Source organism: Rhodococcus sp. NPDC003383, from assembly GCF_053589115.1.
Map to the genome: position 1 here is coordinate 109,665 of NZ_JBSFRG010000018.1, position 12,269 is coordinate 121,933.

The following is a 12,269-nucleotide window of genomic DNA, read 5'->3' on the forward strand; positions in this document are numbered from 1 at the left end:
CCGGTCGTCCGGAGACCCCCGTCCTTTCCGAGACCCCCGTCCTTTCCGAGACCCCCGTCTTTCTCGAGCGAGCGGTACATTCGATCGATTGAAGGAGACGAATGTACCGCTCGCTCGGAAACGGGAGGGGCTCGCCCGGGTGGGGCGGCTACGTGGTGTAGTCCGCGTTGATGCGGATGTAGCCTTCCGTCAGATCGCAGCCGTAGGCGGTGAACTCGCCCGCGGCGATGCCCAGATCCACCTCGATGACCACCTCGTCACCCCCGAGGTACTCCTGGAGAGCGGCGAGACGTTCGGGTGATGCCGGGACCGGATAGGTTTCGAGCCCTCCGAATGCGATCCGCACGTTCTCCTCGAGGATGTCGGTTTCGGATTCGCACTTCCCCACGGCCATCGCCACCCGGCCCCAGTTCGGGTCGGCGCCGTGCACGGCCGTCTTGACGAGCGGGGAGTTCACGACCGCCTTGGCGACGAGCTTGGCCTGCGCATCGTCGCGGGCACCGGTGACCCGGACCTCGATGAGCTTGCTGGCGCCCTCACCGTCCGAGGCGATCATCCGCACGAGCTCGGTGCACACCTTGAGCAGCGCCGCTTCGAACTCGGTCGGGTCGACGGGCCCGGCCGCCCCGGACGCGAACACGGCAGCGGTGTCCGATGTCGAGGTGTCGGAATCGACGCTGACCGCGTTGTAGGTGCGGTCGACGACCGAGCGGAAGATGCGGTCGAGGGCGTCCGGGGCGAGCTGCGCGTCGGTCGCGATGAACGACAGCATCGTCGCCATGTTCGGTTCCATCATGCCGACACCCTTGGCCACCCCGACCACCGTGGCGTTCCCGACCGTACGGAACGCACACTTGGAGCGCGTATCCGTCGTCATGATCGCTTCGGCGACCGCGCCGAGATCGGCGGGTCCGGGCGCGGGAAGGGCGTCCATTCCCGCGAGCATGCGTTCCATCGGGTACAACACCCCGATGACGCCGGTCGAGGCGACCAGAACCTGCTCGGCCGGGCATCCGAGGCGGTCTGCCGCCCAGGCCCGGAGTGTCCGGGCATCCGCGAGTCCCTGCTCGCCGGTTGCGACATTCGCGTTGCCCGACACGACGACGACTCCGCGGAGCGCCGACAGATCGAGCTCGCGGTCGAGACGCACACTCGGGCCGGCGAAGCGGGACCGGGTGAACACCGCAGCGGAGGCGACATCGGGGGTGGTCACGCCGAGAAGCGCGAAGTCGGGACGGTTGTCTTTGACACCGATGCTTCCGGTGAGCGAGATGAAGCCGTCGACGGCGGGGATCATTGAGAGTCCTTTCGAGCGAGTTTGCTGCAGGGTCCACTCTGCCGAACGAACGCCGGAAACGGGGACGCCGGGGTGCGCAGCAGCGCGCCCGCTTATGGGACCGGACCGTGCCTCGTAGCTCGAGCGAACGGTACGTTCGATCGATTGAAGGAGACGAACGATACATTCGCTCGGAAAGAAGGGGGAGGCCTACCGCGCCGGCACTTCCACGGCGTCCCCGAACGTCATCGCCAGATTCCCGATCGACGACGACACCAGCGCACGCTTGGGGAGCCCCAGCGACCGCAACTCGTCGGCAATAGGGTGCGTCCCCAGCCGCAGCGTGGCACCCCCGATCCGTGTCCGCATTCCGGACGGGTTCATGTCCCAGCTCGTGCGGCGCGTCACCGCGTCCAGGAACGAGTACGCCGCGACGGACGCCGTCGCACCCGCCCCCGGAACCGGAATACCCCGGGCGACGGTCAGTTCCGCGATGAGCCGGTCGTCCACGGACACCGACGCGCGTTTGGTGGCGCTGTGATGGTCGGTGTCGAAGTCGGCGAGGATCTTCGGGAATCCCCAGATACCGCGGCCGGCGGCGAGCGTGAAGTCGCCGTCGACGGGCAGTCGGTGGATGAGCGCACCGGCGCCGCCGGACCCGAGTTCGCGGAGGTCCTGCAGCACCGTGCCGCCGCGCCGGTTGTGGTCGCGGACGAGGAAGCACACGCCGAATTCGTTGTAGGGCCCGAGATCTCCGTCGACGTAGTCGACGAACACGAGGGTGCAGAGGCCGTGTCCGGGCCGGTACTGCAGAATCTCGAGGCCGCTGCCGGCGATCAGCGCCTGCGCCGGTGCTGTGGGTACCGAGTACATCGCCATGAAGGCGGTCGCGGTCCGGACCTGCACGGGCATCGCGACCTTCCTGCCGAGGACGAGGTGCGTGCCGGTGGTGTCGCTCATGTGTGCCTTCCCGGAGAATCGTGGAACGCTCGGATCAGAAATGAGAACACGTTCCACTATTGGGTCCGGGTGCGGCGAACGCAAGACCTTACGGCGCTCCCAGGTTCATCTCGTCCGGGTGCATCCCCACCCGGGTGCCGTCGTCGAGAGTCGCGATCTCGCTCAGGTCCAGTTCGGACAGTTCGAAATCGAACACGTCGATGTTCTGCGCGATCCGTTGCTCGTGCACCGACTTCGGAATGACGATCAGCCCGTTCTGCAGGTGCCACCGGATCAGGACCTGCGCCGGCGTCTTGCTGTGCCGGTCGGCGATGCGCGTGATCATCGGGTCCGTGAGCAGCGTGTTCGGCTTGGATGCCGGACCCCACCCGGAACCGCTGGTGCCGCCGAGTGGACTCCAGGATTCGACGGCGATACCGAGTTCGGCGGCGGTCGCGCGGATCTCCTCCTGCGGCAGGTGGGGGTGCAGTTCGACCTGGTCTACGGCGGGAAGCAGGCCGCCGCGATCGGCGAGCAACTTCAGGTGCCGCGGCTCGAAGTTGCAGACGCCGACCGCCTTCGCCTTCCCCGAGGATGCGATCTCCTCCATCGCATCCCATGTGCGCAGCAGGCGCTGGTCGTCGAGCAGCGGCCAGTGCACGAGATACAGGTCGACGTAGTCGAGACCGAGCCGTTCCAGGCTCGCGTCGATCGCCGCCAGGGCGGGTTCGTAGCCCTGGTCGGAGTTCCACAGCTTGGTGGTGACGAACAGGCCTTCGCGGGGGACCGACGACGACGCGAGGCCGCGCCCGACGCCCGCCTCGTTGCCGTACGCGGCAGCGGTGTCGATGTGCCGGTAGCCGGCTTCGTCGATCGCGAACCGCACGATGTGCTCGGTCTGCTCGTCGGTGGCCTGCCAGACTCCCAGGCCGAGCTGCGGGATGGTCGTTCCGGAATTCAGCGTGATCTCGGGAGTGCTCATCGTCCCAGGCTAACCACCGGGGTGCGGCTGCGCGGTCCGGAAGAAGAAATGCAACTCGGGGGTTGCAGTGCGCTGGTACATGTGCAACTCTAGAGTTGCAAAGCATCTACCACGGAGGAAGTCATGGCCTCTCTCGACATCACCCGCAGTATCGACATCCAGGCCCCGATCGCCAAGGTGTGGGCCGCCCTGACCGAACCGGGGCTGATCGCCCAATGGTTCGGTGACACAGCAGAATTCGATCCGAAGCCCGGAGGCGTAGGAAGTTTCGGCTGGACGAATCACGACGAAGGTCCGTTCCGCGTGCTGGTCGAGCACGTGGACGAACCGAAGACCCTGATCTACCGGTGGGCACGTGAATCGAACGCCGACCCCGTGCCGGGAAACTCCACGCTGGTGCGGTTCGACCTCGCCGAGATCGACGGCGGTACCCGCTTGACGTTGGTGGAGACGGGTTTCGAGGAGCTCGCCGAACCGCGATCGGCTCACGACGGCAACGTCGAGGGCTGGCAAGCCGAACTGGGCGACCTCGTGGAGTACGTGGAAGCACGGTGAGCGACATGTCCAAGGATGTTCCGGCGGTGCTGGCGGTACTCGCCGACGAGACCCGCTGGAACATCCTCACGCAGATCGGCGCCGAGGACCTGTCCGCGAGTGCGCTGGCGGACCGACTTCCGGTCAGCAGGCAGGCCATCGCCAAGCACCTGTCCGTGCTGGCCGACGCCGGATTCGTGGAGTCGGTCCGGGTGGGGCGAGAGATCCGATACCGGGCGATCGGCACCCCGCTCGGCAGGCTCGCCGATGAACTCGACGCCATCGGGCGGCAGTGGGATCGCCGTATGGAGGCGATCAAACGTATCGCCGAACGGCCCGATTAGGGCGTGCCTCCCGATCCGTCGGGGAATGGGAGACATGCCCTGGATCGGCGGCGCCTCGACTACTCGACGGGACGAAGCTGCCGAACCCAGGCGTCGACCTCGCGCCGGCCGGTCAGCCGGATCACCGGAAATTCGGGTCGCCGCGCGACGACCTCGGCGACCCGCTGCGCCGTCAGGGGATGCGTCGACCACGCCCACCGTACGATGTGCGCCGGGTCGGTGAAGACCGTGTGCAGGGGTGGTTCGATGTTGCCGTTCCACAACACTTCCCGGCGCCACCCACGCGGGTTGCGCGCTGAACCGGTCCACGTCGTCGGCGAACGACGCCCGCGGGGTCCAGTTCGGTCCGTGGTGCAACCCGTCCAGCTCTACGTGCGGTATGCCGAGCACCGCCCCGAGCCGCCCCGCCAGCGTCGTTTTCCCGGACCCGGAGGTGCCGGCGACGAGGATGCGGCAGGGGCGGCTCGGTGGCGGTGCGGTGGCGTCGAGCAGGGGCACCCGGGCAGGGTAGCGCCGTCAGTGGGCGACCGCACCCAGATATTCGTGCGGCCGGCCGAACAGCTGCGCGGTGCCGTGGGCCCGCTTGAAATACAGCTGCGCGTCGTGTTCCCACGTGATGGCGATGCCGCCGTGCAACTGGATCGCCTCGGCCGCGACCTGCTCGAATGCCTCGGAGCAGTAGATCTTCGCGGCGTAGGCGTCCTGCGGATCCTGCGACAGTGCCGCCGCGTACGACATCGACCGGGCGGTCTCGACGAGCGCGTACATGTCGGCCATCCGGTGTTTGAGTGCCTGGAACGAGCCGATGACGCGACCGAACTGCTTGCGGTTCTTCGCGTATTCGACGGTGAGATCCAGTGCGGCCTGCGCGGCCCCGACCTGCTCGGCGGACAGTGCGACGAGCGCGACCGTCGTCAGCCGTTCGACCAGGTCGGCCGGCGACGACAGGCGCCGCCCGGTCACTGCGGTGAACGACACCTGGGACAGGGACCGCGTCGGATCCATCGTCGGCACCCGGCGCCGCTCGACACCGTCGGCGTCCGGATCCACCTCGAACAGTGCGACTCCGTCACTGTCACCGTCGCCGGCGAGCACGAGCAGCGTCGTCGCGACGTCCCCGCCGAGCACGTAGTGCGCGGTGCCGGTCAGCGAATCACCCGAAGCCGTGATACCCGTTGTGGTCCAACCGGATTCGGATGCCCAGCACACCGCCACGACCTCGCCGGCCGCGATGCCCGGCAGCAGCCGTGCGGACGCCTCGGCGTCACCGGAGAGGAGCAGTAGCTGCGCGGCGAGCACCGCGGAGCCGAGCATGGGCGAGGGCGTCAGGGTGCGGCCGAGTTCCTCGAGCACGACGTGGGTTTCGGCGAGCGACGCGCCCACTCCGTCGAACTCCTCGGGAATCGCGAGTGCGGCGACCCCGATCTGCTCGACGAGCCGAGCCCACAGGGTCGTGTCGAAGCCGTCCGGTGAAGCGATGGCCTTACGTACGGCGGCGGAGTCGGAGTGCTTGGCCAGCAGGTCGCGCACCGACTGCCGCAGGGCGGCGCGATCCTCGGTTTCGAACGTCACGATGCCTCCAGAGCGGCGACGACCCGCGCCCGGTGCACATCCGGCGTGCCCCACGCGGTGACCAGCGCGCGGGCCTTCGTCAGCCACAGAGACAGGTCGTGTTCCTGCGTGTAACCGATCGCGCCGTGCACCTGCAGCGCCGTGCGGGCGGCCCGGTACGCGGCGTCACCGCACGCGACCTTCGCGGCCGAGACGTCCCGCGAGGCCGTCGGCAGTCCGTCCCGCACCGCGAGCGCCGCACCGAGCAGCAGCGGGCGGGCCATCTCCAGGGCGACGGCGACCTCGGCGAGGTGGTGCTTGATCGCCTGGAACGAGCCGATGATGCGACCGAACTGCTTGCGCTGCTGCGCGTATTCGGTGCTGGTCTCGAGCAGGGTGCGACCCAGCCCGAGCAGCTGCGCCGCGGTCGCGAGCGCACCGAGGTCGAACGCGTCGGTGAAGTCCGCGGTGCCGAGGGTCTCCGCCGCGGTCACCGTGAAGAGCCGCCGGGCCGGGTCGACCGATCCGTGTGCGTCGCCGGCGACGCCGGTGGACACGGTCGAATCCTGCACGAGCAGAACCAGATCGGCGGTGTCCGCGTCGACCGCGTACGGCACGTGCGGAGCCGCCGCGACCGTCGCGAGGGAACCGGACGCCAGCGCGGCGAGCCGGTCGGGCGCGACCGAGGCGAGCAGTTTCGGTGCGACCGCGACGGTTTCCACGACGGGGCCGGGCACCGCGTGGCGGCCGAGTTGTTCGACGGCGACGACCAGATCGACGGCGTCGGCCCCGAGACCGTCGTGTTCCTCGGCGACGAGCAGGCCGTTGACGCCGGTCTCGGCGAGACGCTGCCACACCTTCAGGCCGGGTTCGGTGTCGCCGGTGTTCCAGGCGCGGATCACCGCCGGCATGTCCGACTTGGTGAGCAGCGCGTCGATGCTCGCCGCGAAGTCCTCGTGGGACTCGTCGAGTGCGAATCTCATCGGTCGCCCTTCGGTAGGCCGAGCAGCCGCTCGGCGATGACGTTCTTCTGGATCTCGTTGGTACCCGCGTAGATCGGGCCGGACAGCGAGAAGAGGTAGCCGTCGGTCCAGGAGTCGACGAGCTCGGCCTCCGGGCCCTGCAGTTCGAGCGCGGTCTCGTGGGCGGCGATGTCCCACTCGGACCAGAACACCTTGTTGATCGACGACTCGGCGCCGAGCTGGCCGCCGGCCTCGAGCCGGGTCACGGTGCCCCAGGTCGACAGTTCGTACGCCCGCGCACCGATCCACGCGTCCGCCACCCGGTTCCGCAGCGCGGCGTCACCGTGCAGCGGGGAGGTGCGGTAGAGCTGCAGCAGCCGGTCGGCGGTCGCGAGGAAGCGGCCGGGGGAGCGCAGCGACAGGCCGCGTTCGTTCGACGCGGTGCTCATGGCGACGCGCCAGCCCTCGTTGACGCCGCCGATGACACCGGACTCGCCGGGGTTGGCGGGGTCGTCGGGCACGAACACGTCCTCGAGGAAGATCTCCGCGAAGCCCGGCTCGCCGTCGAGCTGATCGATCGGGCGGACGGTGACGCCGGGGGAGCGCAGGTCGAACATGAAGTACGTGATGCCCTTGTGGCGCTGGGCATCCGGATCGGAGCGGAACAGGCCGAAGCCCCAGTCCGCGAAGCTCGCCCGCGAACTCCACGTCTTCTGACCGTTGAGCAGCCAGCCGCCGTCGGTGCGGGTCGCGGTGGAGCGCAGCGACGCCAGGTCGCTGCCCGATTCGGGTTCGGACCAGGCCTGCGCCCAGATGTCGTCGGCGCGGGCCATCCGCGGCATGATGCGCGCGAGTTGCTCGGCGTTGGCGTGCTCGAACAGGGTGGGGGCGAGCAGGAAGATGCCGTTCTGGCTGACCCGCCCCGGTGCGCCGGCGCGGTAGTACTCCTCCTCGAAGATCACCCACTGCTGCAGCGTCGCGTCACGGCCACCGAGCTCGGCGGGCCAGGACACGACGGACAGGCGGGCGTCGGCGAGGGTGCGTTCCCACTGCCGGTGCTCCTCGAAGCCCTCCTTCGTATCCATGGACTTCAGCGGTGTGGACGGCACGTTCTCGGCGAGGAACGCCCGCACCTCGTCGCGGAATGCGACTGTGGCGTCGTCGAACTCGAGATCCATCACTTGCCTTCCTGGACGGGCCGGGCGCTGGCCGCCATCGACTTCGCGTTCATGCCACCGAGGGAATCGGTCCCGACCTCGGCGTTGTGGGCGTGCGCGAAGTGGTGCAGTCCGAACACCGAGTCCATGCCGTTGCGCATGCCCATGAGGTCCTCGCACTGGTTGACGGCACGCTTGGTCAGGGCCAGGCCGAAGCGCGGCATCTCCGCGATCCGCGCTGCGAGGGCGAGGGTTTCGTCCTCGAGCTGTTCGCGCGGCACGACGCGGTTGACCATGCCGACCTCGTACGCGCGCTGCGCGGTGAAGCGGTCACCGGTGTAGAGGATCTCCTTGGCGAAGCGTGTGCCCAGCACCCATGGGTGTGCGAAGTACTCGACACCTGGAATGCCCATGCGCACAACGGGATCGGAGAAGAACGCGTCCTCGGACGCGACGATCAGGTCGCAGATCCACGCGAGCATGAGGCCGCCGGCGATGCACGCGCCCTGCACGGACGCGATGGTCGGCTTGGGGATCTCCCGCCAGCGGCGGCACATCCCGAGGTAGACCTCCATCTCGCGGGCGTAGCGCTGGTCGCCGCCCGGCTTGTCGATGTGGTCCCACCACATGACGGCCTTGTTGTCGTAGTGCACGTGGTGGTCGCGTCCCGGGGTGCCGAGGTCGTGACCGGCGGAGAAGTGCTTGCCGTTGCCGGCCAGCACGATCACCTTCACCTCGTCGTCCTCGACGGCGCGCTCGAAGGCGGCGTCGAGGGCGTAGGTCATCACCGAGTTCTGGGCGTTGCGGTAGTCCGGGCGGTTGAGCGTGACGATCGCAACCCCGTCCCGTACTTCGTAGGTGACGACATCGGGCTCGAACGGGACGGTCATGATTTCTCCTCACGCAGAACGTTTTTCAGAACTTTGCCGGACGGGTTTCGGGGAAGGGACTCGACGAACCGCACCGATCGGGGGACCTTGAAGCCGGCGAGCCGTTCCTTGCAGAACGTGATCACCGCGTCCTCCGTCAGGTCGGCGTCGGCCAGCGGCACGACGAAGGCGCGGCCGACCTCGCCCATGCGGCCGTCGGGTACACCGATCACGGCGACCTCGTGCACACCGGCCAGTCGCAGCAGCGCCGCCTCGACCTCGGCGGGATAAACGTTGAAACCGCCGCTGATGTACATGTCCTTGAGCCGGTCGGTGATGTCGAGATAGCCGCGGTCGTCGAGGGTTCCGACGTCGCCGGTGTGCAGCCAGCCGTCGGCGTCGATGGCCGCCGCGGTGGCCTCGGGGTCGTCGAGGTAGCCGAGCATCACGTTGGGTCCGCGCAGCAGGATCTCGCCCTTCTCGCCGATGCGGATCTCGAAGTCGGCGGTGGCGCGGCCCGAGGACGTGGACACGGTGACCGGGTCGTCGTCGGTGCGGCACATGCTGACGACGACCGCCTCGGTCTGGCCGTAGGCGGTGAGCACCGCGTCGAAGGCCAGTTCGTTCTGCATGCGCTCGACCAGCGCGACCGGCACCGGGGCCGCACCGGTGACCGCGATGCGCAGGTTCGACAGGTCGTAGTCGCCGCGGCGGGGATGGTCGAGGATGCTCTGGTAGATGGTGGGTGCGCCGGGCAGCACGCTGATCCGCTCGGCGGACACCATCGCCATGACCTTCTCGACGTCGAACACGGCCATCGGCACGACGGTGGTTCCGGACAGCAGCGCGGCGACGATGCCGGCCTTGTAGCCGAAGCTGTGGAAGAACGGGTTGATGATCAGGTAGTTGTCCTCGGCGGACAGTTCGGCGCAGTCGGCCCACGCCTGCGCGACCCCGATCGTCTGGCGGTGCGCGCTGAGCACGCCCTTGCTGCGGCCGGTGGTGCCGGAGGTGAACAGGATGTCGCAGATGTCGTCGGCGTCGACCGCGGCGGCCCGGGCATCGGCTTCGGCGCGGCTCGCGTCGGTCGCGAGGGCCAGGAAGTCGTCCCAGTCCCGTACGCCCTCGGTGGGAACGTCGTTCCCGCTGACCGGGACCCGCACGACGTGTGGCACGTGCAGTTCGGGTGCGGCCTCGCGCAACTGGGCGTATCGGTCGGCCCCGAGGAACTCGCCGACGACGACGAGCACCGTGGCGTGCACGCGGTCGACGATGTCGGCGGCCTCCGCGCCGGTGTAGCGCGTGTTGACGGGGACGACGACGGCACCGGCCCAGTGCGCACCGAGGGCGGCGACGACCCAGTGGTACGTGTTCGGCGACCACAGGACGACGCGGTCACCCGGTTCGACGCCGCTCGCGACGAGCGCGCCGGCGAAGTCCCGGACCCCGTCGCGCAGCTGTGCAAAGGTCAGACGGGTATCGCCGTCGGCGATGGCGAGCCGGTCGGCGTAGGTGCCGGCGGCGCGATCCAGGGCGGCCGGCGTGGTTCTCGGATGTGCAGTCACTGAGCTCCCTACCTAGCAATTGCTTGGTAGGTTATCGTACAGACGTGGATCAGAGCGAGAGTCTCGAGAACGCAGAGTTTGCGGCCACCGTCCGCCAGTGGCTCGAAGAAAACCTGACCGGCGAATTCGCCGAGCTCAGAGGTAAGGGCGGGCCCGGAAGCGAGCACGAGTTCTTCGAACAGCGGCTCGCCTGGGATCGGCATCTGGCCGCCGCCGGATGGACGTGCATCGGATGGCCGACCGAGTACGGCGGGCGCGGTGCCACCCTCGAACAGCAGGTGATCTTCCACCAGGAATACGCCAAGGCGAACGCGCCCGCGCGTGTCAATCACCTCGGCGAGGAACTGCTCGGCCCGACGCTCATCGCGTTCGGCACGGAGGAGCAGAAGCAGCGCTTCCTGCCCGGGATCCGGAACGTGACCGAACTGTGGGCCCAGGGCTACTCGGAACCCGGCGCCGGGTCCGACCTCGCCAACGTCTCGACGACCGCGCGGCTCGACGGCGACAAGTGGGTGATCAACGGACAGAAGGTGTGGACGTCCCTCGCGCACGTCGCGCAGTGGGCGTTCGTCGTGTGCCGCACCGAGCCCGGCTCGACCCGGCACCAGGGCCTGAGCTTCCTGCTCGTGCCGCTCGACCAGCCCGGCGTCACCGTCCGGCCCATCCAGCAGCTGACCGGCACCTCCGAATTCAACGAGGTGTTCTTCGACGACGCCGTCACCGACGCGGACCTCGTCGTCGGCGCGCCCGGCGACGGCTGGAAGGTCGCGATGGCGCTGCTCACCTTCGAGCGCGGCGTCTCCACCCTCGGCCAGCAGATCGGCTTCGCCCGCGAACTCGACGGCATCGTCGCGCTCGCCGAGGCCAACAGCGCCGTCGGCGACCCGCACATCCGCGAGCGCATCGCCCGCGCCCGCATCGGCCTGCGGGTCATGCGCGCCCACGCCGTGCGCACCCTCGCCGACGCCGACCCCGGCCAGGCGTCCGTGCAGAAACTGTTGTGGGCCAACTGGCATCGTGATCTCGGTAAGCTGGCCATGGACGTGCAGGGTGCGGCGTCGCTCGTCGGCCCCGATCACGATCACGCCGGCAACCCGTCGGTGATCACCGACCCCGAACACCTCGAACTCGCCGAGTGGCAGCGGCTGTTCCTGTTCACCCGCGCCGACACCATCTACGGCGGATCCAACGAAATTCAGCGCAACATCATCGCCGAGCGGGTGCTCGGCCTTCCCCGAGAGGCTCGCTCGTGACCACCTCACCTCTGGCAGAAGTTCCCGTCGAGACTCCCGGCCACGGCCTGCTCGCCGGCAAGAAGGTCGTCGTCACCGCAGCCGCGGGAACGGGCATCGGATTCGCGACCGCGCGGCGCGCGCTGCTCGAGGGCGGCGACGTGCTCGTCTCCGACTTCCACGAACGCCGCCTCGGCGAGACCGTCGAGAAGCTCGCCGCCGAGTTCCCGCAGCAGCAGGTCGCCTCGATCGTGTGCGACGTCTCGTCCACCGAGCAGGTCGACGCCCTGATCACCGGTGCCGCAGAACAACTCGGCCGCATCGACGTCCTGGTCAACAACGCCGGGCTCGGCGGGGAAACTCCCGTCGTGGACATGACCGACGAACAGTGGGATCGCGTCCTCGACATCACCCTCAACAGCACGTTCCGCGCCACCCGCGCAGCGCTGCGCTACTTCCGCAGCGTCGACCACGGCGGAGTGCTGGTCAACAACGCGTCGGTGCTCGGCTGGCGTGCCCAGCACTCGCAGGCGCACTATGCCGCCGCCAAGGCCGGTGTCATGGCGCTGACCCGGTGCTCGGCGATCGAAGCCGCCGAATACGGGGTGCGCATCAACGCCGTCGCCCCGTCCATCGCGCGGCACCCGTTCCTCGCGAAGGTCACCAGCGAGGAGCTGCTCGACCGTCTCGCCGCCGGCGAAGCCTTCGGGCGGGCCGCGGACGTCTGGGAGATCGCCGCGACGATCGCCATGCTCGCCAGCGACTACACCACGTACCTGACCGGCGAGGTCGTCTCGATCTCGTCGCAGAGGGCGTGACCGCCCGGTGTGCCTTTGTGGCGCCCCTGGCCGCCACAAA

Annotated in this window: 13 protein-coding genes; 4 read left to right on the forward strand and 9 right to left on the reverse strand. The window is 68.7% G+C overall.

From position 1 onward, the window contains the following. Positions 1-148: 148 nt before the first annotated feature. From argJ to ACWDTS_RS17150, 3 genes are all read right to left on the reverse strand, one after another. A complete protein-coding gene (gene argJ, locus ACWDTS_RS17140) occupies positions 149-1,297 on the reverse strand; it encodes a bifunctional glutamate N-acetyltransferase/amino-acid acetyltransferase ArgJ (protein ID WP_450118665.1) in 1,149 nt (382 codons plus the stop codon). Between the two features lie 189 nt (positions 1,298-1,486). Further along, on the reverse strand, positions 1,487-2,236 hold the full coding sequence (locus ACWDTS_RS17145) for an acetoacetate decarboxylase family protein (protein WP_197251710.1): 750 nt from the start codon (positions 2,234-2,236) through the stop codon (positions 1,487-1,489). Positions 2,237-2,324: 88 nt separating this feature from the next. Beyond that, positions 2,325-3,197 (reverse strand): aldo/keto reductase, encoded by an 873-nt coding sequence (locus ACWDTS_RS17150; protein WP_450118666.1) that lies wholly within the window; start codon positions 3,195-3,197, stop codon positions 2,325-2,327. Positions 3,198-3,320: 123 nt separating this feature from the next. On the opposite strand from ACWDTS_RS17150, the gene ACWDTS_RS17155 reads away from it, so the two are divergent. After that, positions 3,321-3,752, forward strand: coding sequence for an SRPBCC family protein (locus ACWDTS_RS17155; RefSeq protein WP_450109591.1), 432 nt, complete (start codon positions 3,321-3,323; stop codon positions 3,750-3,752). 5 nt (positions 3,753-3,757) lie between these two features. Then, positions 3,758-4,075 (forward strand): ArsR/SmtB family transcription factor, encoded by a 318-nt coding sequence (locus ACWDTS_RS17160; protein ID WP_450109592.1) that lies wholly within the window; start codon positions 3,758-3,760, stop codon positions 4,073-4,075. Positions 4,076-4,134: 59 nt separating this feature from the next. Here the strand turns inward: ACWDTS_RS17160 and ACWDTS_RS17165 are convergent, their stop codons facing one another. From ACWDTS_RS17165 to ACWDTS_RS17190, 6 genes are all read right to left on the reverse strand, one after another. Beyond that, positions 4,135-4,341 carry a hypothetical protein gene (locus ACWDTS_RS17165; RefSeq protein ID WP_450118667.1) on the reverse strand — a complete coding sequence of 69 codons (207 nt, stop codon included), beginning with the start codon at positions 4,339-4,341 and terminating at the stop codon, positions 4,135-4,137. Positions 4,342-4,591: 250 nt separating this feature from the next. Further along, positions 4,592-5,647: an acyl-CoA dehydrogenase family protein gene (locus ACWDTS_RS17170; protein ID WP_450109593.1), complete on the reverse strand. Its 1,056-nt coding sequence runs from the start codon at positions 5,645-5,647 to the stop codon at positions 4,592-4,594. Beyond that, positions 5,644-6,609 (reverse strand): acyl-CoA dehydrogenase family protein, encoded by a 966-nt coding sequence (locus ACWDTS_RS17175; protein WP_450109594.1) that lies wholly within the window; start codon positions 6,607-6,609, stop codon positions 5,644-5,646. The genes ACWDTS_RS17170 and ACWDTS_RS17175 overlap by 4 nt, the downstream gene beginning before the upstream one ends. Beyond that, positions 6,606-7,766, reverse strand: a complete 1,161-nt coding sequence (locus tag ACWDTS_RS17180; RefSeq protein WP_450109595.1) for an acyl-CoA dehydrogenase family protein — start codon at positions 7,764-7,766, stop codon at positions 6,606-6,608. Before ACWDTS_RS17180 ends, ACWDTS_RS17175 begins: the two co-directional genes overlap by 4 nt. Further along, positions 7,766-8,635 carry an enoyl-CoA hydratase gene (locus ACWDTS_RS17185; protein ID WP_450118668.1) on the reverse strand — a complete coding sequence of 290 codons (870 nt, stop codon included), beginning with the start codon at positions 8,633-8,635 and terminating at the stop codon, positions 7,766-7,768. The genes ACWDTS_RS17180 and ACWDTS_RS17185 overlap by 1 nt, the downstream gene beginning before the upstream one ends. Continuing rightward, entirely contained in the window at positions 8,632-10,179 is a 1,548-nt protein-coding gene (locus ACWDTS_RS17190) for a FadD3 family acyl-CoA ligase (RefSeq protein ID WP_450118669.1), read from the reverse strand. Before ACWDTS_RS17190 ends, ACWDTS_RS17185 begins: the two co-directional genes overlap by 4 nt. Positions 10,180-10,223: 44 nt before the next feature. On the opposite strand from ACWDTS_RS17190, the gene ACWDTS_RS17195 reads away from it, so the two are divergent. Next, positions 10,224-11,432 carry an acyl-CoA dehydrogenase family protein gene (locus ACWDTS_RS17195; RefSeq protein WP_450109598.1) on the forward strand — a complete coding sequence of 403 codons (1,209 nt, stop codon included), beginning with the start codon at positions 10,224-10,226 and terminating at the stop codon, positions 11,430-11,432. Further along, positions 11,429-12,229 carry an SDR family oxidoreductase gene (locus ACWDTS_RS17200; protein WP_248674964.1) on the forward strand — a complete coding sequence of 267 codons (801 nt, stop codon included), beginning with the start codon at positions 11,429-11,431 and terminating at the stop codon, positions 12,227-12,229. The genes ACWDTS_RS17195 and ACWDTS_RS17200 overlap by 4 nt, the downstream gene beginning before the upstream one ends. Positions 12,230-12,269 lie beyond the last annotated feature (40 nt).